The sequence below is a fragment of the Cohnella herbarum genome (assembly GCF_012849095.1).
GTDB lineage: Bacteria > Bacillota > Bacilli > Paenibacillales > Paenibacillaceae > Cohnella > Cohnella herbarum.
Genome location: NZ_CP051680.1, coordinates 649,398 through 672,302, shown reverse-complemented (window position 1 = coordinate 672,302; position 22,905 = coordinate 649,398). Strand labels below are relative to the sequence as shown.

Annotated in this window: 19 protein-coding genes; 4 read left to right on the top strand and 15 right to left on the bottom strand. The window is 50.3% G+C overall.

Features of this window, described 5'->3' with window-relative positions; translation table 11 throughout:
- The first annotated feature begins 133 nt into the window (after nt 1-133).
- Both HH215_RS02650 and HH215_RS02645 read left to right on the top strand, forming a co-directional pair.
- On the top strand, nt 134-1,342 hold the full coding sequence (locus HH215_RS02650) for a quaternary amine ABC transporter ATP-binding protein (protein WP_169278487.1): 1,209 nt from the start codon (nt 134-136) through the stop codon (nt 1,340-1,342).
- Nucleotides 1,335-3,071, top strand: a complete 1,737-nt coding sequence (locus HH215_RS02645; protein ID WP_169278486.1) for a glycine betaine ABC transporter substrate-binding protein — start codon at nt 1,335-1,337, stop codon at nt 3,069-3,071. Before HH215_RS02650 ends, HH215_RS02645 begins: the two co-directional genes overlap by 8 nt.
- 61 nt (nt 3,072-3,132) lie before the next feature.
- On the opposite strand, the gene HH215_RS02640 is transcribed toward HH215_RS02645, so the two are convergent.
- The 3 genes from HH215_RS02640 to fsa form a co-directional block, all read right to left on the bottom strand.
- The gene (locus tag HH215_RS02640) at nt 3,133-3,942 is read right to left on the bottom strand and encodes a pyruvate, water dikinase regulatory protein (RefSeq protein WP_169278485.1); all 810 of its coding nucleotides are present in this window, start codon (nt 3,940-3,942) and stop codon (nt 3,133-3,135) included.
- A gap of 11 nt (nt 3,943-3,953) precedes the next feature.
- Entirely contained in the window at nt 3,954-4,568 is a 615-nt protein-coding gene (locus HH215_RS02635; RefSeq protein WP_310735609.1) for a helix-turn-helix transcriptional regulator, read from the bottom strand.
- Nucleotides 4,569-4,665: 97 nt separating this feature from the next.
- A complete protein-coding gene (gene fsa / locus HH215_RS02630; RefSeq protein ID WP_169278484.1) occupies nt 4,666-5,319 on the bottom strand; it encodes a fructose-6-phosphate aldolase in 654 nt (217 codons plus the stop codon).
- Nucleotides 5,320-5,551: 232 nt separating this feature from the next.
- Here fsa and HH215_RS02625 point away from each other — a divergent pair, with 232 nt between their 5' ends.
- The gene (locus tag HH215_RS02625) at nt 5,552-6,568 is read left to right on the top strand and encodes a transposase (RefSeq protein ID WP_169278269.1); all 1,017 of its coding nucleotides are present in this window, start codon (nt 5,552-5,554) and stop codon (nt 6,566-6,568) included.
- A gap of 682 nt (nt 6,569-7,250) precedes the next feature.
- On the opposite strand, the gene HH215_RS02620 is transcribed toward HH215_RS02625, so the two are convergent.
- Both HH215_RS02620 and HH215_RS02615 read right to left on the bottom strand, forming a co-directional pair.
- Nucleotides 7,251-8,759 carry an alpha-glucosidase/alpha-galactosidase gene (locus tag HH215_RS02620; RefSeq protein ID WP_169284189.1) on the bottom strand — a complete coding sequence of 503 codons (1,509 nt, stop codon included), beginning with the start codon at nt 8,757-8,759 and terminating at the stop codon, nt 7,251-7,253.
- A 124-nt stretch (nt 8,760-8,883) separates the two neighbouring features.
- The gene (locus tag HH215_RS02615) at nt 8,884-9,777 is read right to left on the bottom strand and encodes an AraC family transcriptional regulator (protein WP_169278483.1); all 894 of its coding nucleotides are present in this window, start codon (nt 9,775-9,777) and stop codon (nt 8,884-8,886) included.
- Between the two features lie 199 nt (nt 9,778-9,976).
- Between HH215_RS02615 and add the strand changes: the two genes are divergently transcribed.
- Nucleotides 9,977-11,032: an adenosine deaminase gene (add, locus tag HH215_RS02610; RefSeq protein ID WP_169278482.1), complete on the top strand. Its 1,056-nt coding sequence runs from the start codon at nt 9,977-9,979 to the stop codon at nt 11,030-11,032.
- A 115-nt stretch (nt 11,033-11,147) separates the two neighbouring features.
- On the opposite strand, the gene HH215_RS02605 is transcribed toward add, so the two are convergent.
- The 10 genes from HH215_RS02605 to uxuA form a co-directional block, all read right to left on the bottom strand.
- On the bottom strand, nt 11,148-11,309 hold the full coding sequence (locus HH215_RS02605; RefSeq protein WP_169278481.1) for a hypothetical protein: 162 nt from the start codon (nt 11,307-11,309) through the stop codon (nt 11,148-11,150).
- A gap of 82 nt (nt 11,310-11,391) precedes the next feature.
- Nucleotides 11,392-12,381 (bottom strand): DUF4432 family protein, encoded by a 990-nt coding sequence (locus HH215_RS02600; protein ID WP_169278480.1) that lies wholly within the window; start codon nt 12,379-12,381, stop codon nt 11,392-11,394.
- A 15-nt stretch (nt 12,382-12,396) separates the two neighbouring features.
- Nucleotides 12,397-13,842 carry a beta-galactosidase gene (locus tag HH215_RS02595; RefSeq protein ID WP_169278479.1) on the bottom strand — a complete coding sequence of 482 codons (1,446 nt, stop codon included), beginning with the start codon at nt 13,840-13,842 and terminating at the stop codon, nt 12,397-12,399.
- Nucleotides 13,788-14,402 carry a beta-galactosidase gene (locus HH215_RS02590; protein ID WP_169278478.1) on the bottom strand — a complete coding sequence of 205 codons (615 nt, stop codon included), beginning with the start codon at nt 14,400-14,402 and terminating at the stop codon, nt 13,788-13,790. Before HH215_RS02590 ends, HH215_RS02595 begins: the two co-directional genes overlap by 55 nt.
- 81 nt (nt 14,403-14,483) lie before the next feature.
- On the bottom strand, nt 14,484-16,043 hold the full coding sequence (locus HH215_RS02585; RefSeq protein ID WP_169278477.1) for an ABC transporter substrate-binding protein: 1,560 nt from the start codon (nt 16,041-16,043) through the stop codon (nt 14,484-14,486).
- Between the two features lie 73 nt (nt 16,044-16,116).
- Entirely contained in the window at nt 16,117-17,013 is an 897-nt protein-coding gene (locus tag HH215_RS02580; protein WP_169278476.1) for a carbohydrate ABC transporter permease, read from the bottom strand.
- 14 nt (nt 17,014-17,027) lie between these two features.
- Nucleotides 17,028-17,939 carry an ABC transporter permease subunit gene (locus tag HH215_RS02575; protein WP_169278475.1) on the bottom strand — a complete coding sequence of 304 codons (912 nt, stop codon included), beginning with the start codon at nt 17,937-17,939 and terminating at the stop codon, nt 17,028-17,030.
- Nucleotides 17,940-18,163: 224 nt separating this feature from the next.
- Nucleotides 18,164-20,404 (bottom strand): AraC family transcriptional regulator, encoded by a 2,241-nt coding sequence (locus HH215_RS02570; protein ID WP_169278474.1) that lies wholly within the window; start codon nt 20,402-20,404, stop codon nt 18,164-18,166.
- 679 nt (nt 20,405-21,083) lie between these two features.
- Nucleotides 21,084-21,728 carry a bifunctional 4-hydroxy-2-oxoglutarate aldolase/2-dehydro-3-deoxy-phosphogluconate aldolase gene (locus HH215_RS02565; RefSeq protein ID WP_169278473.1) on the bottom strand — a complete coding sequence of 215 codons (645 nt, stop codon included), beginning with the start codon at nt 21,726-21,728 and terminating at the stop codon, nt 21,084-21,086.
- A 74-nt stretch (nt 21,729-21,802) separates the two neighbouring features.
- Nucleotides 21,803-22,870 carry a mannonate dehydratase gene (gene uxuA, locus HH215_RS02560; RefSeq protein WP_169278472.1) on the bottom strand — a complete coding sequence of 356 codons (1,068 nt, stop codon included), beginning with the start codon at nt 22,868-22,870 and terminating at the stop codon, nt 21,803-21,805.
- Between the last annotated feature and the right edge of the window lie 35 nt (nt 22,871-22,905).

Below are 22,905 nucleotides of genomic sequence, written 5' to 3'. Positions count from 1 at the left end.
CATCCTTCGGTTGACCCAGGCTTTGTTCGTCGTTGCTTGCCTGGCTCGTCTAAACCCATGTGTATTTTTACCTTAGAATGCTTATTCTAACTCCAACTAGCAACGACCAGATCGTTACGTACGCGGAGGTATTATGCCCATTGTAGAGGTAAAGGAACTAACGAAAATCTTCGGAGCCGAGCCGGAGAAGGCTCTAGAACTCCTCGGCCAAGGTCTTAGCAAAAAAGCGATATTCGAAAAAACGAAAATGACGGTCGGCGTCAATCGCGTTAGCTTTCGCATCGAGGAAGGCGAAATCTTCGTGATCATGGGACTCTCCGGAAGCGGAAAGTCGACTTTGGTTCGGCTATTAAATCGTTTGATCGAGCCGACAAGCGGCAGCGTATTGATCCACGGCAAAGATATCGTCACCTTGAACGCGCAGCAGCTTCGGGAAGTCCGGCGCCGGAGCATGGCTATGGTGTTTCAGAAGTTCGCGCTCTTCCCCCACAAGACCGTGATCGAGAACGTCGAATACGGTTTGGAAGTCAGAGGAACGGAAAAGCAAACCCGACTCGAGAAAGCGATGAGTTCTCTTAAGCTTGTCGGGCTGGAAGGGCTGGAATCCCGTTATCCCGATCAGCTTAGCGGAGGCATGCAGCAGCGGGTCGGGCTTGCCCGGGCGCTTGCCAACGAGCCGGATATTCTTCTGATGGACGAGGCGTTCAGCGCCTTGGACCCGCTTATTCGCAAGGATATGCAAGACGAACTGCTCGAGCTTCAACATAATATGAAGAAAACGATTATTTTCATCACGCACGACCTGGATGAAGCGCTCCGGATCGGAGATCGGGTAGCTCTCATGCGCGACGGATCGGTCGTGCAGATCGGCACGCCGGAAGAAATCATGATCAATCCGGCCAATAAATTCGTCGAACGTTTCGTGGAAGACGTCGATCTGTCCAAAGTGCTGACGGCTTCCCATGTCATGCGCAGACCCGAGACGATCAGCCCCGATCGCGGCCCTAGGGTAGCGTTGCAGCTCATGCGAGATAGCGGAGTTTCCAATCTCTATCTTGTCGATAGAGCGAAGAAGCTTATCGGAGTCATAACGGCGGAAGACGCCGCAGCTGCGATCAAAAGCGGACAAACTTTAATGGATATCGCGATCCAAGACGTTCCGACTTTCCGTCCCGATCAGCATTTAAATGAGCTGTTCGAGATCGTCGGAAGCAGCCGTATCCCCGCTGCGGTCGTAAGCGATAACGGACGGTTGCTCGGCATTATCGTAAGAGGAGCCGTCCTGTCCGCCCTGTCCGGCAACTCCGACGACAACGTGACTGGAGGGCCTCCGCATGCATAAGATTCCTCTCGATCGATGGGTGGAAACGATCGTCGAATGGCTTGGCACGAATTTCAGCTTTCTGTTCGATCTTCTATCCGCCATCATAGGCGGGACGGTTAACGCCTTCTCCTCCCTTCTGCATCTGTTGCCCGCATGGATCATTATCGCGCTTCTTACCTTGCTGGCTTACCGGTTAGGACGCTGGACGTTAGCTTTGTTCGCGTTAATCGGTCTTCTGCTCATCTGGAACTTGGGATTCTGGTCTCCTACGATGGATACGACCGCTCTCGTGCTAACCGCTTCGCTCGTTTCTCTCGTCCTTGGTCTTCCGCTTGGAATCGCATGCGCTAGATCGCGAAGCGTTCAGAATACGTTAACTCCGTTGCTCGATTTCATGCAGACGATGCCCGCGTTCGTTTATCTGATTCCGGCCGTTACCTTTTTCGGACTAGGCGTCGTACCGGGGGTTATCGCTTCTGTTATTTTCTCCATCGCGCCCACTATCCGGTTAACGAATCTCGGAATCCGTCAAGTACCGGAAGATCTGATCGAAGCCGCCGATGCCTTCGGTTCTACTCCGGGGCAGAAGTTATTTCAAGTTCAGATTCCGTTGGCGCTGCCGAACATGATGGCCGGAATCAATCAAACGATCATGCTTTCCTTATCCATGGTTGTCATCGCCTCCATGATCGGCGCGCAAGGGGTCGGAGCGGACGTGTACCGGTCCGTAACGCAGCTCAACACGGGGAAGGGCTTCGAGGCTGGACTTGCCGTCGTTATTCTGGCTATCTTAATGGACCGGATGTCCCAGAAGCTTGTAAGTCCGAATCGCCGGAAAAGTAAAAGCTGGCTAAGAAGCGCCTCGTGGATCGCCGGAAGCTTGGTCATCGTATTAGTTGCAGCTTGGATATACAGCAGCGCTTCAAATGAGGAGAAAAGCGGAGGAAATCGCGTTGGCGAGCAAGTCGGTTTTCGCATCATCGGGATCGATCCGGGTTCGGGCCTAATGAAAGCGTCGGCGAAAGCTATCCAGGATTACGGTCTGGACGGCTGGACTTTGTTGGAAGGATCGGGGACGGCAATGACGGCCGCATTGGACAAGGCTTACAAGAACGAAGAGCCTATCATCGTCACGGGATGGACCCCGCACTGGATGTTCGTCAAATACAAGTTGAAGTATTTGGAGGATCCTAAAAAGTCTTTCGGGGAAAGCGAAGAAATCCATACGATCTCCCGACTAGGGCTTGGCAAGGATAAACCTTCGGCGTATCGGATGCTCCAACAATTTCATTGGGAACCGTCCGATATGGAAAAAGTCATGACTCTAATCAGCGGCGGGACAAGTCCGGAAGCGGCCGCCGAGAAATGGGTAGTGGATAATCCAGAGATTGTCGCCGAATGGATCAAGGACGTTCCTCCGGCTTCAGGCGAACGCCTCAAGCTGGCTTACGTCGCATGGGACTCGGAGATCGCCAGCACGAACGTCGTTAAAGCCGTATTAGAGTCCAAGCTCGGATACAAGGTCGACATGCTCCAAGTAGAAATCGGACCCATGTGGGCAGGTATCGCGAACGGAGATGCGGACGCAATGGTCGCTGCGTGGTTGCCTACGACTTCGATCGACTATTACGATAAATATAAAGGAAAATTCGAGGATTTAGGTTCTAACTTAGCCGGGACGAAATTAGGATTCGTCGTTCCGAACTATATGGACGTTCAATCCATCGAACAGTTGAAACGGTCTTGAACGGAAAAACCGCCCGCGGACGGGAAGATATCGTTTCTTCCTGTCCGCGGGCGGTTATTTTTCAAGGAGTCATGAGCTCCATGATCAGTCCCGCCGTCTCTTCGATCGCTTTCTCGGTCACGTCGATGACCGGACATTTCAATCGATCCATGATATCGGAAGCGAATAGGAGCTCCTTCTCAATACGATCCATCGAAGCATAGTTGGCTTGGCTCGGCAATCCCAAAGCTTTTAAGCGTTCCGTGCGAATCTTGAGCAGCCGTTCAGGCTGCATCGTCAATCCAACGACCAACCTACTGGACGCAGCGAACAGTTCTTGAGGCGGCTTTACCTCGATCGTAAGCGGATAGTTGGCCGTCTTGATCCCTTTATGCGCCAAATAGATGCTTAGCGGCGTTTTCGAAGTTCGCGATACGCCTACCAGCACGACCTGCGCTTGCAACAATCCCCTGGAATCTTTACCGTCATCGTACTTAACCGCGAATTCGATCGCCTCGATTTTACGATAATAGTTTTCATCCATCTCATGCAGCAAGCCGGGCTTATATTTGGGAGAATCATTAAACGTGTCGATAAAAGCTTGCATCATCGGCCCCATGACATCGACTGCGCGAACACCAAGACGGATCGTCTCTTCCCTCATCGTCTCGCGAAGCTCCGGTTGAACGAGGGTATAGGCAATGAAGCCGCCCGCCGAGAGCGCCTCTAGGATGATCGCCTTGATCTCGTCTTCATGTTTGAGGTTTCCGTACCTTTTGATCTTAACCTGCTCGGTCGCGAATTGTCGGGCAGTCGCCCTCGCGACGGCTTCCGCGGTTTCCCCTACGGCATCCGAACATACGTATATGATTTTCTGTCGTTGCTCCGACATCCCATTTCCCCCTACTCAGCAATAAACCCCGAGGTCAAATCCACCAATGCTTGCGTCATATTGGTTTTTGTAATTCTTCCGACGACCTCGAGTTGGCCGCGATCACCGTGAGCGTTCACGACGGGCATGCCCACCACTTGATGATTCAGCATTTTCTTAGCGGCTTCCAGCAAAGTGTCATCGGGAGTAACGAACACCAGACGAGGCACTCTTGTCATGACCATACTGATCGGAATGGCGGCAGCGTTCGGATTGCCTAAAGTGACCTTCAGCAGATCCTTTAGAGAAACCATGCCCGTAAGCGCACCCTGCTCGTCCGTAACGGTCAGAAACCCGGTATTTTCCACGAACAAGGAAATGACGGCATCGTTTACCGTCGCGCTCTCGACAATGACGACCGGTCGGTTCATGACATCTTTGACCTTCAGATTCATGAGTTTCTCGCTTTGCTGTCCCGTAGAGGTCATAACCTTGCCTAGAAAATAACCCACCTTCGGCTTGGCGTCGATATAACCGAGCATCACTAATACAGATAAGTCCGACCGGATGGTCGGACGGCTGATCCCCAAACACTCGGCGATTTGCTCGCCGGTGATGGGGGCGTGTTTTTTGACGATCTCGGTAATCGATAACTGTCTAACCGTGAGTTCGATAACTATCTCACTCCTTCATTACTCTTTCGAACGAATAGCGGTCGGTCGTTAAGCTGCGAATCGGCATTGATCAACCTTGTATGGAAGCTACTTTCTCCCAATCCTTCAGGAATCGTTCGATTCCGCTATCCGTCAACGGATGTTTCCACAGCACCGGGAGAAGCGTTCCGGGAATGGTAGCGATATGAGCGCCCGCTAAGGCAGCTTGTTCGAAATGGCCGACGTTCCGAATGCTCGCGGCGATAATCTCGGATGCCAGACCGTATTGGTCCAGTACTTGTCGCAAATTCCTCACCAGCGCCATGCCGTCCACGCTAATATCGTCCAAGCGTCCTACGAACGGACTAATGAAAGTCGCGCCGGCTTTCGCGGCTAGCAAACCTTGCGCAACGCTGAAGATCAGCGTGACGTTCGTCTTAATGCCTTCCGATGCCAGTTGGTGCGTCGCTTCGAGTCCGGCTTCCGTCATCGGAAGCTTGATTACGACGTTAGGTGCCCATTGCGCGATCTCGTGCGCTTCCTTCAGCATGCCTTCAACGTCGAGGCTGATCACTTCCGCGCTGACGGGTCCTTTAACGATAGCGCAAATCTCTTGAATGACGTCTTTGAAAACCCGGCCTTCTTTGGCGATCAAGCTTGGGTTCGTCGTTACGCCGTCCACTAATCCCAATTTGACGATACGTTTAATCTCTTCCACATTACCAGTATCCAAATAAAATTTCATCTACTTTATATCCCCCTCTGAAACTGAGCTTATCCTCGCTATTTATGGTATACCACAATCCTATTTATGACACAATATTTATCGTTATTCTTTTAATATGTTGTCATAATTTCATGCCAACTTTTCTGAGGTCGAGTACTCCAAAAAAAACTACGACTGACGAATTAACTAACAAGGATTTCCATTAGCCTCTGTCGAAGATAATTAGAACTCACTTTGACGGAGGTTTCTCATGCCATTGCCTAAGAACCGAATCATTCCGGAACAAAAGATTTACTTTAAACCAGAAGTTACTTGTTGTGTTCAATGTGGTGGAAAGTTGAAACGAAGTCACACAGCTTGGAAGAAAAATATATCCACCTTACATGGTGTCATTCAAGCTTGGAGCATGGCTTATGTATGCGCAAATCCAAGCTGTTCATTTCCAAAAACCTACTACAAATCAGTGGAAGCAGATTCACTGGCTATGAAGCACACTTCATATGGTTTTGACGTGCTTGCTTTAGTTGGTCAGCTACGTTTCAAGCATCATATGACCATAGCTGAGATCACGGAAGAACTAACTGGACGGGGTGTGGCCACATCAGAGCGAAATGCCCAAAGACTTTATGAGCGTTATCTGACGCTATTGCGTTCAAGTGTAACGGAATTTGTAAAAGAACAGCTTAAGCAGGTTGTCGATCTACGTAAAGGAATTATGATCTCGATGGATGGTGTGCAGCCAGAGAAAGGTAATGAAACCCTGTATGTTATTCGAGAAGTATTCAGCGGAACGATTCTTGTCGCCAAGAACGTCAAAAGCAGTTCTACTGAAGAACTAAAAAGTCTTATTCAACCCGTTATCGATCTTGGATTTCCAATCATCGGAATCGTGACAGACGGACAACAGTCTATTCGGCTTGCCATGGAATCCCTGCTTCCTGAAGTGCCCTATCAGTACTGCCAGTATCATTACTTGAAGGATATTGCCAAGCCCATTGTAGAACTGGATCGGAAATTAAAAACCGGCATCAAGAAAAGTCTCCGAGGAATCCGAGCTATTGAACGGAAGCTGGTTAAAGACAACTCCGAGGATTCAGAAATTGCGAAGGATTATCTAGCCGCTGTGCGCTCGGTACTACTTGAAGATGGGAACCCTCCTTTAGATTTGCCAGGCATTCGAGTGTTTGAAACATCCGAAGTCATACAGGCATCGCTGCTAAGCTGCCTGAGTAAAAAAAGAGCCATCTCTACTCCAAAACGTATTTAGAATTTTCAGTAAACTTGAAGAGTATCGCTCATTGTATGAAGAAGTAAAGCGCTGGTCATACGCTCTACAGCATGTCGCCACCGTCCTCAATCCCACAGTTGACCAAAGCAGCGATTCCGTACGGTTCCATATGCATTGCTTACTTCAATGGCTAGATGTAACTTACTCAAAAGAATCCGACCATCCGATGTTATCTAATTTAAAGAGTTACACAAAAGGGTTTTGGAAGGGTTTGTTTACCTGTTACGACTACCCTTATCTTCATCGTACGAATAATGACCACGAAAGATTTTTTCGTAAAACGAAGACACGACACCGTAGGATGACAGGACTCCGAAGCTGGAACGAATATATCGTCCGCTCCGGAGAGTTTGTTGTGTTCGTCGATGATGCACTCCGCCAAAGCAATCTCATTGAACGACTTCAAAGTGTAAGCTATGCCGAATTCCAAAACGAGCGGCAAAGATGGTTTCGTCGATTAGAGGAAACCACCAAACGTCGACGATTTAGAAGAAACCCTGCAAAGTATCTTCAAGCACTTGAAAATAAGTATTGCATGTTAATTGGTCAGTCGTAGAAAAAAAAAACGACGCTCGTGAGCGCCGTTCTCATAATCCTCTCGCTGTTTAGACGAGGCTTTAGTTTGTGATATCGCTATCCATCCCCGCTCCGCGAAAATTCCCTAATGTCCGATCTTGGTGCGCTCCTTGCCCTTGTCGGATTCTCCGGCGTTTTTGTTGGCGGCATCGCGATCTTGTTGCATCTCTTCTACGGTTTTGACTTTCAAACGCGCCGCGCCGCGATATCCTTCGTTCGTCGGGATCAGGTTGCCGGACGCGAGTCTTTGCTTGGCTGCGGCGATCGCGTCGCCATACTGCGGCAACCAGCTTTCTTGCGCGACGAGCATCTCGTCGACCATTTGCCAAATCTCTTTCGGATTGCACACCGCTCCGACCAAAGGATCCATCATGAACGCTTGACGAAGCAGCTTGTCGTCGCCATGGACGGCCGCCTCGACCGCCAGACGCTGTACGGAAATGCTGACATTGCATACCGCGGCCGGTCCAAGCGGCAACTTCCCGACGAGCGGCATGGAAATCCCGTTGCGATCCACGTACCCAGGCGCTTCGATAATCGCATCCTCGGGCAAGTTCGCGATCACGTCGTTGTTCCTCACGTTGAAATGTCCACGGTATACACGGCCGGTTTCCAATCCTTCGATAATGTAGGAGCCATGCTCTTCTCCCCGCTCTTCGGTGGCGTATTTCATCGCGGGCTCTTTCATCCAATTCGGGAAATCCGTCTCGAACCAATTACGCCCCTCCGTGCATACGCGCAAATACCCGCCCGTCTCGCCGTTAATCCAGTTGCCGAGGTCAATCCATTGTTCGATCTCGTCGGGACGTTTGCGGTACCATGGCACATATTCGCTCAGATGACCGTTCGACTCGGTGCTGTAGTAACCAAACCTCCGCAGCATATCGATCCGAACCTTCTCCGTCCGGCTAAAATCCGGATGGTTCTCGAAAGCTTCAAGCAGCTTCCCGGTTAAATCTTCTCCGTTATGACGAATTTGAATATACCAAGTTTGGTGGTTAATGCCCGCGCAAATGATATCGACTTCTTTTTTCTTCAACCCGAAAGCCTCGGCGATCTGCCAATGCCCACCCTGTACGCCATGGCAAAGTCCGATCGTTCGCACGCCGCCGTATTGATTGCACGCCCAAGTCAGCATCGCCATCGGATTCGCGTAGTTCAACAGCAAGACGTCATCCGCCGCGACCTCGCGGATATCTTGGCAGATTCGAAGCATTTCCGAAATCCCGCGCTGTCCGTACATAATACCGCCCGCCGACAACGTGTCGCCGACGCATTGATCGACTCCGTATTTTAACGGGATGTCGACGTCCGTCGCGAATGCTTCGAGTCCTCCGACGCGTATTGTGCAGAATACGTACTTAGCTCCGGCTAAAGCCTCGCGCCGATCTGTCGTTGCCTGGATCCGGATCGATAATCCGTTCTCCGTAATATCCCGTTGACAGAGTTCGGTTACCATCTCGAGATTATGCGAATTAATGTCCGTAAAAGCAACCTCGATATCCTTGAATTCGGGTACGCTCAATAAATCCCGAAGCAGTCCGCGAGTAAAGCCGATGCTCCCCGCGCCGATGAACGCAAGCTTAAATGCCATCATTCCAGTCCTCCAAGTCGTTGTTAATGAAATTCAATCGATGAATTCATTGTAACTAGACTGCAGACGGAAGCGTTATCAAAATTATGACTATCTCTAGCTCAACCTGTCAGAAATTATCACTTTACGAATCCATCAATCGTTGAGTATTCATGGATTTGCGGAATTCTATCGGAGTCAAATTCGTGTACTTCTTAAATAAAGCGTGAAAATACTGCCGACTACCCACTCCTACGTAATCGGAAATATCCGCGACCGGGATATCGGTATGAAGAAGAAGCATCTTCGCCTTCTCCATCCTTACGGCCGTCACATACTCTATCAGAGTTTGGCCGGTTTGTTTTTTGAAAATCCGTTGCAAATAACCCGGATGTAAATTCACACGCGCGGCGATATCGTTCACCGATATTTGCCGATCGTAATTCTGGTGAAGAAACTCTATGCTCTGTTTCACGTAATGCTCCGCTTGCTGCCATCCGTTGTTTTCCGCTTCGCGCCTTAATCTGCTAATCCGAATGAAAAGCTGAGACAACAGCATCCTGTCCAATAACCCTCCGTCGCCGCCGCGTTTATCCAGCTCCAACACTAAGCTTTTTAACGTATGATACACTTCATCCGGATCTTGCAACATCAAATAAGTAACGGGGGATGCGACCATCTCGCGGAAGGTTACTTCCTCATCGGCGATTTGCTTTATCGACGGAAACCCGCCCGCATGCTCTTCGAAACCGAACTCGACGTTCAGCATGCGACAGGTTTGCTCGACGACGAGCCTATGCGGAACGTTAGCATCCAATAAAATAAACTCGCCCTTGGTGAGTTTAACCGCCGCAAGGCTGTCCGTTCCGGCATCCCATTCGACTATACATTCTCCTTGCATGACGTACATAATCTCGGTGGAATCGTGTTGGTGAAAGGCCATATGGAACCCTTCCCATTGTTTGAAATAATACGCATAAATGCGCGGAGAATAATCCTTCTTCAATAAATCCGCATCGAAAATACTGCCGTTGCCCATCGAACCCTCCTTCCCTACCGTCTCGGGATAGGGTGATTTCGTCTTTTTAAATATGGACAATACCGACTTAAGAAGTCAACCGATTACTTACACAAACAATTACATAACATATACCTCACAATAACAATCGCAGCATTTAATAGATAGTAAATTTGTGTTATATTATTTAACACAGTATTTCCAAAGGAGTGAGTAGAGGATGGGATCATTTTACCTTTTGTCAGCGTTGCCTAAGGTCGATCTGCACGTACATCTCGATGGCTGCATTAAGCCTGCCACGCTTCTTAAGCTCGCCGACCGCCAAGGCATCGCATTACCTTCGAACGTCATATCGGATTTGGTTCCATACGTGCAGGTTGGAGAAGATTGTACGAGTTTGACGGAGTATTTAACGAAATTCGAATTCGTGCTTCCTTTTCTGCAAACGAAAGAGTCGTTGGAGCAGGTAGCTTACGAGGTCGTCGAACAAGCCGCCGAGCATCGAATTAAATATATCGAAGTCCGCTTCGCCCCGCAGCTTCACCGCGAGAATGGATTATCCGCTGCCGACGCCATTTCCCACGTCATACAAGGGTTACAACGAGGAGAAGAAGCATTCGACGTGAAAGCGAGAGCAATCGCGATCTGCATGAGGAACCATTCCGTCGCTACGAACTTAGAAGTGGTGGAAGCCGCTTCGCTCTTTATTGGACGGGGATTGGTCGCGGTAGACTTGGCGGGGGATGAATCGTCTTACCCGACCACTCTGTTCCGGGAAGTGTTCGCGTTAGCGCGCGAGCTCGAAATTCCGGTTACCATCCATGCAGGCGAAGCCGCGGGACCTGACAGCATCGAGGAAGCCGTGCTTAACCTGGGAGCTCGCCGGATTGGGCATGGCGTACGGTTGCGCGAAGACGCGAACGTGTTGAATTTGATTAAAGACCAGAAGATCCCCTTGGAGCTTTGCCCGACAAGTAACATTCAAACCAAAGCGGTGAACGGATGGGACGTTTATCCGATTAGGGAGTATTTCGATCAAGGAATCGTATTTACGGTTAATACGGATAACCCGGGCGTATCCGGTACGGACATTACGCGGGAGTATCGGGTGATCTCCGAGAAATTCGGGTTCACGTTGGCGGAAATCACGAAGCTGATTCTGAACGGGGTAGACGCTTCCTTCCTAGAGCCCGAGGAGAAAGCTGCTTTGAAAAGGGATTTCGAGCTCATCTTGATTCAGCTCGGCGTTTACGAGTCGAGCGAGCCGTTGAACTAAGCGATAAGAGAGCTCCTCCAATCGCCATCCGAGGCATCATTGGAGGAGCTCTCTTTTCTGCCATATCCCAACCTCCTGCAATGCTACAGGTACTTATTGCGATATTCGGTCGGAGTTACGCCGTATTGCTTCTTGAAGCTCTTGAAGCTCTCCCGAAAATGATCCTGATCCGTATAGCCGATTCGTTCGCAATCTCGTAACTCCGATGAAGCGGATTTTTGAGCAACCGGGCGGCCTCCTCCATCCGAAGGCCGATGATCAGTTGATTAAGCGTCAAGCCGGTCACGTCCTTTCATGCGTGTCATTTTTTATCGTTCGGCTCGTACCTCCAGAGTGAATGTTGTGGTTGTGGCCATCTATTAACGCAGCGGTTCTACGGCGATCTTCATCCAAAACCGCTTCTCTTCGTTCGGTTGGAGAGAGATGCAATTGTCGTGGCGGATGCAATCGCGGATATCCGAGAACCAGGACGTGGAAGGCTCCAATGCCACCGTATACGCCTCGTTGTCGTTATTAGACCAATAGCGCAAACACGGAAACAAATCCCGATCCCAGTCAAGCCGCAGCTTGACGTTCAGACCGGGATTGTCTATTCCTACCTCCTCCCGGGAGCGAATTCGTATCGGAACGTAACACGTTTCTCCATCCGTCATCCTCGGCTCGATCTCTAGCAGATTTTTTCTTTTGCCGCTGACGAGCTCGACCGAAGTGATTTCCTCCTCGAAATTCGACAACGGCTCGTTCCGGTTCCGCTCGTAGCGCAAAACATTAAACGCGATGCTGTCTTTCGGGAGAATGACCTTGGCCTTCTCGTCGATCAACGGCCCGCCGAATGCCGGATGATGCGTCCAAATGAAGCGAACGACGTCGCCGTCCGTATTCGCGATTCGCTCGGTTATCCGAATCTCGCTCATTCCCGCCGATAGGCTTATCGTTTTTTCTATATTAAGCGGCGTATAGGGAAGCATAAGCCGGCAATGGAGCGATACGCTTTGCCCGTTCTCCCAGTCTATCCGATAAGCCCAGGGGACGCCTGCCGACTCCCCTTCCTCGCTCGGGCCTACTTCTCCACTACCGAACAAAGCTCTGTTCGGGATGATCTCCTGCCATCCTCCCGGGTACCCTTCCGCATAATGAACGAGTCTCTTCTCCCTGAAATCTCTCCCCTCATAGACGGTTAAACCGTCATGCGTTCTCATCAACAGATCCAGATTCAACGGTTTATAGACGAGTTCCCAGATGTCGGTGCCTTTGCCGACCAGAACGACGGTTCGCAACCATTCGTTCTCCAGATGGACGGCTTGTATTCCATTGATAAGCATTTCTGTCGCAATACAGGTTCCGTTCATTCCGTCGCCCCTTCCTTAGACCGGTATCGTTTGCTTCAGAACGAGCGTGGCGTACGCCTCCAGAACGATTTTCTCGCCAACGGGCTCCTCGCGAATCAGGTCCGTCCAACCCGCTCCCTCCGTCCAATCCATGTTCATCTCCGTATCGACCGGATTATGATTCAACAGAAACAGATAACGTTTCCCCTCGTCCTCCCGAATGGTGATCTCCACGCCACGCGGCGCGTTCGGGCATGGAGCGGCAATTCCGGCGTCCGAACAAATCGCCAACAACAGCTCCCGCAGGAACCGGTCCTCCGGATGCGCGGATACATAGTAGGCTTCGCCTCGGCCATATCGATTCCTAGTCACGGCCGGCCGCCCCGCGTAGTAATCCTCCCTGTAAACGGCTATCGCCTCCGCTCCGTTCAACCGTAAGACTTCGCCCCATTTATCCGTTCGGAAGCTCATCCCGTCATTGCGTTCGATTCGGTTGGACATCTCCGGCTCGAGCGCGTCCGCTTCTTCGACGATAATGCCGAACACGTCGTCGATCGGGCGCAGAAACCCTCCGTGTTCAACGACGTCGCAGCCGTTCACCATTCCGCTGTTGTAGCTCATGACCAGCTTTCCCCCGTTCTCCGCGAAGGAACGCAGGTTGTCGGCGACACCCTCTTCGAACATATACAGCATCGGAGCGATGGCTACCGCGTAACCGGACAAATCGGAGAGCGGATGAACGATATCCACGGGAATATTCGCTTCGTACAGCGATCGGTAATAGTCGGTAACGATGCGGCGGTAGTCGAGATCTTGGCTTGTTTTGTTCCAATCCACCAGCCATATGAGTGAGACGTCGAACAGGATCGCCGCTTTGGCATGAATACCGGTCCGCAGAACTTCGTCCAGCTTAGCCAGTTCATGGCCGAGTTTGCCGATTTCCCGATAAATCCGGTTGTCGGATTCCGTGCCGTGGCTCACGAGCGAGCTATGGTATTTCTCTACGCCTCCGCGGCTTTGCCGGAATTGGAAGTACATGATCGCTTCGGCTCCCCGCGCAACGGCTTGATAGCTCTGCAGGCTCATCATTCCCGGACGCTTGGCCGGATTGTAGGACTTCCAATTTACGTTGCTGGCGGCTTGCTCCATCAGCAGGAACGGGGACTTCTTCAAGCTGCGGAAATAATCGTGCTGGAAGGCGGCCCATACCGCGTAATCGCGATGCGGCGGATAGGAATCCCAAGAGATTACGTCCAAGTGAGGAGCCCAATCGGAATGAATCTGACCCAAGAAGTCGATCGAATAGAAATTGGAAGTGACCGGGATATCCGGAGTGATCCGAACGATCTCGTCCTTCTCTGCCAAGAAACCTTGCAGGTTGCTATCCGACAAGAAACGTTGATAATCGAGACTTACGCTCGTATGCGTCATTCCCCGAGCGGCGGCATGATCTGATCCCAGTCGGATTTGAATAGACTCCATTGCCGCAGCTGCCAACATTCGTTCAACCGCTCAAGCGTCCCGTATTTATTCCGAAGCCAAGTCCGGAACGCCTCGGCGCAGTAATCGCAGTAACAGTGCAAGATGCATTCGTTGTTCACGTGCCACATCATGAGATTGGATCTATTCCCGTACTGTTCCGCTAACGTTCTTGCGATCTTGCGTATTTCCTTGCGGTATAGAGGATGATTAGGGCAGTAAGCTTGCCGGCTCCAATGCGCGACCCTTTGACCGTTTTCGTTCACCTTCAACATCGTCGGATTTTTGCCGAACATCCAGGACGGAGGAGCGGCGGTCGGGGTGGCCAACACGACGTCGATCCCGTTCCGTTCCAACGAATCGAAGACGTAATCCAGTTTGGCAAAATCATACGTATCTTCCGATGGCTGGATCATTCCCCAACCGAACACGTTCAGCGTAACGGCGTTAACGCCGATTTCTTTCATGAGGACCATATCCCGTTCGATGATCTCTATCGGCCATTGCTCGGGATTATAATCCGCCCCGTACATGACGCGGGTCCGTCTTTTCTTGTTTTTCATCGCGTTCGCCTCTTTTCAATAAAAGGCGGGCATCCGGCCCTTAAGCCGAATACCCGCCGTGTTTGTAACCCGCGATCGGGCTTATTTCGTTGCTAAAAACTCGTCGATCTGTTTCTGCAACTCGGTTTGGATTTTCTTCAAGTACCCTTCGCCTTCGGATTTAAGCTTGTTCCACGTTTCCGTAGGATCCGATACGCCGTTGAACAAGGAGGAATAGTATTTGTCCTCGATCGCATTGTATAGGGAAACTTCGTTCGCTACCGGCTCCGGATTAAACGAGAATCCGGTCAACTTGCTAGCGATTAGATTGTCCGCGACGGTATTGAATTTGAAGTGCTTGATCGATTCGGGATCCAGCCCCGCATTCAAACGGTCAAGCGTCGGATTCCAAACCCATGCGTAAGGGAAATAGCCGTATTTGCTGTCCGGAAGCGTCTTGTACTGATCGTCGCCCATCGCCTCGTAGTTTCTGCCCTCGATCCCGTATGCCAGCAGATCGTAGTTTTCTTTCTGCGCCGTCCAGTTTAGGAACATCATAGCGCGTTCTTTGTTTTTGCTTACCTTAGGGATAGCTTGGAAGTTCGCTTGTTTGAAGCTAGTGGTCATTTTGCCTTTTTCCAGCGGCATGAAGGTAACCGCCTCGACTTCTGCTCCCGGCACGTTCTTCGGAACCGACGTGATCATGCTCGTCGGTACCCCGAAGTTGTTCGTCGCGTAGATCGCCACGTCGCCGGATTCGAATACGGCGTTCGCGTCTTTGATGGCCAGCACGTCGGGATGGATGAGGCCTTCCTTGTAGAGCTTGCGGGCTTCTTCGATCCAGGACCATACCGTCGGATTCATTTCGTCGAACAGGTTGTACACGATGCCGTCGTTATTTTTGTAGTGCAAGACGATGCTTTGGCCTAAGGCATCGGATCTCAGAATTTCCGGATCGCTCGTCATGAAGGCTCTGAACGCTCCCCATGAAATATCCTTCATGCCGGGTTGGCCGCTCGCCAATATCGGAATGATATTTTTCTCGTTTTCTTTGATCTTGTAAGCGAAAGCGAGCAACTCATCATAAGATTTAATAGGAGCTACGCCGTATTTCTCCCTCAGGTCTTTGCGTACCAAATACGTTCTTCCGTCGAGATGGGAATTTCCGAGCGGAAGCGCATAGATTTTTCCTTGGAACTTATTCGCGTCGAACATTTGCTGGGATCGAACCGCGACGGCGTCTTGACCGTATTGAGCCAACAGATCCTCTAGAGGCTCATAATACCCGGCGGCGATCATCTGCTCCATATGCAGCCAAGGCGCATCGAAGATCAGATCGACGTCTTCGCCGGATGCGAGCATCACTTGCGTCTTCGAAGCTAGGTCGGAGAAGGGAACGAATACGAGATCCAGCTTCACGTTGATCGTGTCCGCCATTCTTTTCTCGGCTTCTTCTATGATCAGATCCATGTCCGCCGGACGGTCTCCCGGAAGGATAATCTTCAGCGTAACCGGATCCAGCTTCCCACCCGTAGCGGGCGCCGACGAGCTTGGCGCCGCGTTCGTTTCGGAGCTTCCCTCGTTATTCGAATTGGAGCTGCAACCGATTAATGCAAGCATGATCAATAATACCGATAAACCTACTGCTAACGTCTTTTTCATAATGCTGCTTCAACCTCCCGATGATGGTGATCTATCAAATCATAACCGGATCTCTCCGGGACAAGCCTGATGATTAGCCTTTAAGAGCGCCGATCGTAATGCCTTTAACGAAAAATCTTTGAATGAACGGATACAGGAAAATAATAGGTCCGATCGTTAAACATACCGTAGCCAATTGTACCCCGTAGGTCGGCACCGCTTGCGAATAGTTCGTCTGGCTTCCTCCGACGTAAGAGCTGATATTGACGTTCGAGATGATCTGGCGAATCATGATTTGCAACGGATGCAGCTTATAATCGTCGATGAACAGCAGCGCCAGATAGAAATCGTTCCAATACTGGAGCGCGTAAAACAAACTCACCGTGGCGATGACCGGCTTCGAGATCGGGATGATGATCCGGAAGAAGATGGACAGGTCGTTCGCTCCGTCGATCGTCGCGGCTTCGTTAATCTCGTAAGGCAGCGTTCGGAAGAAAGAAACCATGATGAACGCGAAGAACGGATTCAGCAGATACGGGAGAATTAACGCCCAAAGCGTATCCTTCAGCCCTAACGTGCTAGCGATCAATATATAGAAGCCGACGAGGCCGGCGCCGAACACCATCGTGAAATACGTCATGAACGATAAGATTCTGCGATATTTGACTTTCGGATGCGCCAGCACGTAAGCGTACATGGACGTAATTAGAATGGCTAGGCAAGTTCCGGCGACCGTTACGAAGACGGTAACCAGATAACTGTTCATAATCTGTTTGCCGGCCAGCGTGTATTGGTAAGAATACAGCGAGAATTCTTTCGGGAACAACATCATGCCGTTTAGCTTGATACTGCTTTCCGTCGCGAACGAATTCACGACGACCAACCAGAACGGAATGATGCAGAGGAGGGCAAATATCGCAACGAATGCGTAGATGCCGATCACAAAGCTTCTTTCGAGCACGGATTTGTCTTCCTTGACGCGATTTGCCATCGGTTGCTTCCCTCCTAGAACAAGCCTGAATCTTTGTCGATTTTTTTGGCGATCTGATTAAAGATCAGAATCGTGACGAGCCCCATCACCGATTGGTAGAGCACGACCGCGGAGGATTTGCTGAAATCGCTCAAGATCCGAAGCGCTCTGTACGTATAGGTATCTATGACGTCCGTCGTAGAATATAAGGCGCTATTATCGCCGACAATGCCGTAGATCATTCCGAAATCCCCGTAGAAAATCCGGCCGATGCCTAGCAAGCCGAGAACGATGACAACGCTTCTGATTAACGGAATCGTGATATGGATAATTTGCTGGAACCGGGTCGCCCCGTCTATCCTCGCGCTCTCGTAATATTCGCCCGAGATGCCCGTAATCGCCGCGAGAAAAATAATGGAGTAGTAACCCGCGAATTTCCACACGTAGATAAGGGTCAAGAAAGCCGGCCACACTTCCGCTTTCAGATACCAGTTGATCTTTTCCGCCCCGTAAGCCTCCAATGTCCGGTTGACCATCCCGTCCGTCGTGTTCAGGAAAGCGAATGCCATCATGCTAACGACCAGCCAAGATATGAAATAAGGCATGAAGATAAACGATTGAGCCAGCTTCTTGAAGAGCGCGTGGCGAATTTCATTCAGGAACAGGGCCAGCAGCAAGGCGATTCCCAATCCGAAAACAAGAAACAATCCGTTAAGGAACGCCGTATTGAAAGTCACCTTGTACCAGTCGGAGCTCATGAAGAAAAATTTGAAGTTATCAAAACCGACGAATTTGCTTCCCCACAACCCATCCGCCAGCCTGTACTTCTTGAAGGCGATGAGATGCCCGGATAGCGGAACGTAAGCGAAGACGATCAAGAATAGCAGGCCGGGTAAGGCCAATAGATACAAGTACTTATTTTTCGTAATTTCTCTGATAAAGCTCATCTGTTCACCCGCTTCTGTTTCGTTAGTGTGTTCCTCTCGTGGCTTAATCATAGGTCGGCTGCCTAAGCGCCGTATAGTTCTGATCTAGGAAAAACGGTGCTGAATCCGGCAAAACCACGGGTTTCTATTGCGGAAACGAGGTTCGGAATCCGGCGGTAGCAAATCAGATCGTTCAAAAAAACGCCCCCGGCACTAGGCCGGAAGCGCGCTGCAGGTGAATGCCCTTATTTCTTGTCCCGGAACTGACTCGGCGTCATTCCCGTCGCTTTCTTGAACGTCGTAAAAAAATGACTTTTCGTCTGGAAACCCGACCGTTCGCCGATATCCGTTACCGTCCAATCCGTCGTATCCAGCAATCCCTTCACCCGATTGATTCGCTCTTCCATGATATAATCGGACAGCGTCGTCTCGAATACTTCCTTGAATAGCTGACGAATATATCGGGTGGATAAGGAAACATGCTCCGATATTTCGTCTATCGTCAGCAATGGATCGTTCAAGTGGGTTTTCACGTATTCCACGATTTCCGTTACGATCTCTTCGCGGCGGCTGGACCCTTTCTTATTGCTTAAGTCGCCTATGATCTCAAGTAACTCTTGCTCGAGCCACCCCTTGATACCGCTTAAGGTATCGTACCTTTCCAATATACTCTCGATACCTTCGACCGACTCCACGGACGGCAATTTATTGAAGGTTTTGAACAAAGTATATAAGATCAGGGACACCTGGAACTTGCTATCCGCGTAATGCATCGTCTGCATATGCCCGAACAACTGATCCATGCTTACCGCGACTTCCTCCGTTTTCCCCATTCTGACTCTCTTGATCAGTTCATCCAACAGCTCGGCGTCGGGCAATGGCTGAATCCGTTCCATATAGGCTTCGAAATCTTGCTCCAGGTAAATCTTGTCCTCCCCGGAAATGAACTTCAACATCGTCAACTCGTGAATATGCTTGTATATGCTGCGTAGATCGTCGCCATACGAATGGTCGCCGCTTACCGCGATCGTCACGCGAATACGGGTCCAATCTTGGATCTGCTTGGCTACGTCCTCCAGCATTTCCACTAGTTTGCTCATCTGTACGTTCGAGCCCGATAAGAGAAGAGCCAGATGATCGCCGCCCAGATCGACGGATTGCGCATGCCATTTCCGATTCAAAATCTCTTCGGCGATATTGCCAATTGCGTATTTCATGAGCTTCCTAGAGGCGAAGTTATATTGATCTTCGAATAGACTGTATTCGTTGATACGAATGACGCCAAGATGTAACCCGTCGCCGGCGAACAACTCCGTCTGCTCTCGGAGATAATGTTCGACCGGGGCTATGAGCTTTCCTTGGACGATCCATTGCCTTAAGTATTCGAGCTTGATGACGCTCTTATGTTCCCTCATGGACATATCCATCTTATCCACCTGATCCGCCAACATCTCGATGCCGTACCGGATCACTTTGTATTCTTCCCTCGGACCTTCATTGTTCGCGTTCTTCAATTGCAATCCGAACTTCATCTCCAATTGATCCGCCAGCTGGGAGAACGGCTGGTAGGTACGACGGGAATTCCAGAACAGGATAGCCATCAGAAGGACGACGAAGGAAACGGCGAAAATAAGCATTTTATTCCGGAACGAATTGAAATCGGCGAGAACCAGGTCGTATTTGGCGATCTGGTACAACGTCCATCCTTGCGGCACGATCTGCGCGTATTGAATCGACCATCGCTCGCCCTTGAAATGATAAGCGAAGCTTCCGGTATTGCTGGTCGATCGTTTGGCAAGCTCGACATATAGCTCTTCCGTATCTTCCGAGCCAAGCATAAGCTTACCCTCGCGATCGAGAATGAAGGATCTAGTCCCGGAGGACCGATTGTCTTTAAGCAAATATTGTTGCAGCAGATGAATATCCATGAGCATGACCAAGTACCCGAACGATTGCTGTCCGGAAGGCACGGTCGGTATGATCAAAGCAAGCTTTTTCTGCCCGTTCGATTGATAATTAAAGAGATTCAAATAAGATTTCCTAGTTTGATTCACGATGTCCAGTATCGACTGATCCGAAAACCGAGCAAACGTCGAGATGCCGAACTTCTGGTTAATCGCATGTTTCGTACGCATATTGAACATGTAGATGTTCTCGATGAAAGGCTCCGTCGTCATATAGTTGGCGGCAGCTTTCATCGCATCCGTCTGATGCTCCGGCGTTTCCTTGTTATCCGTCAGCCAGAGCTGGATGCTCTTGTCTTGATACATATTCAACCCGTACCCGATCATCTTCTTGAAAATGAACTGCGAATTTCCTTGCGCATGGGCGACTTCGACTTGATTAGCCTTATCGATCTGTTTCATCGCGTACGTAGAAAATTGCCGGGATATGATATAGACGAAAGGAATCGATACCAGGGAAAAGAGTATGCACAGCGCTAGAAAAATACGAATATACTTCTGCCTGGGAATGAACCGCCTCATCGTATCCCTCCTCACTTCGGAAAGTATAGAGCCAAGCCGTCTAAGTTACAAGTTCTATAAACGGAAATAGAGTGTTCGATTAGGAACTTATATAAATGTCTGGCATCCAAGGTTCCCAATAAACGAATGCTAGGTCTAGCAGCTCTAACTCCAGCAACTAAAAACTCCCGATATTAAATAATACAGAAAAACTTGTACACCTAAGTGTATTATTTACAACTAGTTTGGGGAGTTTTTCTCGCTTGAATAACTAAGTGTAAAACCTGCAACTAGTTCAAGCAAATATTTCGATTGAATAAGAATTCAATCAAACTAAGTGCATGTTTTACATTTAGAAGGTGAAAACGAGGAATTTAGGTCAATCTAACTGCATATTTTACACTTAGGTTTTTAGTATGAGATGAAGCGTGTAAGCATTTTCTGTGAAAGTCACAACTGCTTGTTGTAGTTTGCTGCATGTCCGGGTTGCGGTTAATCTTTTGTATCTATCGATTAGCACCGCTGCCGATCGTACTTCATCGCAAATAAAACAAGCTGGCTCCCGTCACGTACAGGAACCAGCTTGTTTTATTACGAGCATAACGGCTTCCACCGTCATTAGGATGGCGGGAAAACGTTTATGTCGGATACACATCGGAAAAGCATGCGCAGCGTCATGTAATCTGATAGGTTAAAAATATTAGACCGTCTTCGCTCCCTGAACCTCATTCACGTACGCTTGGGCCAGCTTCCTGACTTCATCGAATTTCCCTTCGCTAATGAGCTTCTTGTCGATGATATTACCGCCCAAACCTACGGCGATCGCTCCCGCATCCAGAACCGAGTTAATGTTGCCCAAATTGACGCCACCCGTCGCGATCATCGGAATATGGTTCAGCGGAGCCCGTACTTCCTTCAAATAGTTAATGCCTAGCGTGCCCATCGGGAACAGCTTTACCGCGGAAGCGCCGGCTTTGTACGCGCGAACGATCTCCGTCGGCGTCATCGTGCCCGGCCACATCTCGATGCCCTGCTCGACGGCGTAATAAATCACTTCTTCGTCCAAGTTCGGCGAAATCAAATACTTCGCCCCCGCGGCTACCGCTTCCTTGGCTTGACCAATATCGAGAACGGTGCCCGCTCCGATCTGCAACCGACCATCGAACTTTTCGCGGAGCTTCGAGATCATGGGCAGGGCGCCTTCCGAATTTAACGTTACTTCCAGAAATACGATCCCGCCGTCGGCTAATGCTTGCGCGGTCGCCAAACCCGGTTCCAAGGCAACGCCTCGCATGATGGTTACGATTTTCTCTCGTGTTAAGGCTTGCATAATTTCAGAAGGCATTGGAAAGCTCCTTTAGCGGATGGTATTGGATTCCCCCATTGTACCACCGCTTTCCGTCGCGCGAAACCTCCGAACTACTCCGGTTCACCGTTTAATGCGGCCCGCTCCTTGGTTAAAGCCTCCCACATTCCGTTCAGATAGACGGCTCCCAAGGCGCGGTCGTACAACCCGTAACCCGGTTTGCCGGTTTCGCCCCAGATCATGCGACCATGGTCGGGACGAACGGGACCCTCGTAGTTAACGTCCCTCAGCGCGCGTACGATCTCCGCCATATCAAGCGATCCGGCCTTGGACAAATGAGCCGATTCTTGGAATGAACGCTCTCCCGTATGTTTAATATTCCGAGCGTGCATGAAATTGATCTTGCCCTCCGCGCCGAATCTGCGAACGAGCGCCGGAATATCGTTGTCCGGATTCGCTCCGAGGGAACCGCTGCACAGACACAACCCGTTCACCGGATGGTCGTAAAGCCGGACGAACCTGCGCAAAGCGGCTTCGTCCCTAATGATTCTCGGAAGACCGAAGATCGGCCAAGGGGGATCGTCCGGGTGGATCGCCATTAGCACCCCGACCTCTTCCGCCACGGGCATGATCGCCTTCACGAAGTAGGAAAGGTTGTCCCATAGCTTCTCTTCGTCAACCGCGGCATATTGATCGAATAACCGTCTAAGATCCTCTTTCCGATAGCTGCTATCCCATCCCGGCAGTTGCAGTTCGCCGCTTAGAGGATTCATTCGCTGAACGACTTCTTCCTCGTAGATCAACGCGTTCGAGCCGTCTTCCAGCTCGTAATCGAGCTGCGAGCGCGTCCAATCGAACACCGGCATGAAATTATAGCAGACGATGCCGATTCCTGCCTGCGCCAGATTACGGATCGTCTTCCCGTAATTGTCGATCATCCGATCCCTATCCGAAAGCCCTAACTTAATATGCTCGTGCACCGGAACGCTCTCGATGACGCTAAGCGACAACCCCGCCGCCTCGACCTTCGTCTTCAGCTCGACGATTTTCTCAAGCGGCCACTCCTCCCCTACCGGAACGTCATAGATCGCGCTCACGATGCCGGTCACCCCGGGGATTTGCCGGATTTGCCACAACTTTACCGGATCGTTATCTCCAAACCATCGAAAGGTCATCTGCATCCCTTTCAACCTCCTTCGTTATCTTCTACCGTTGA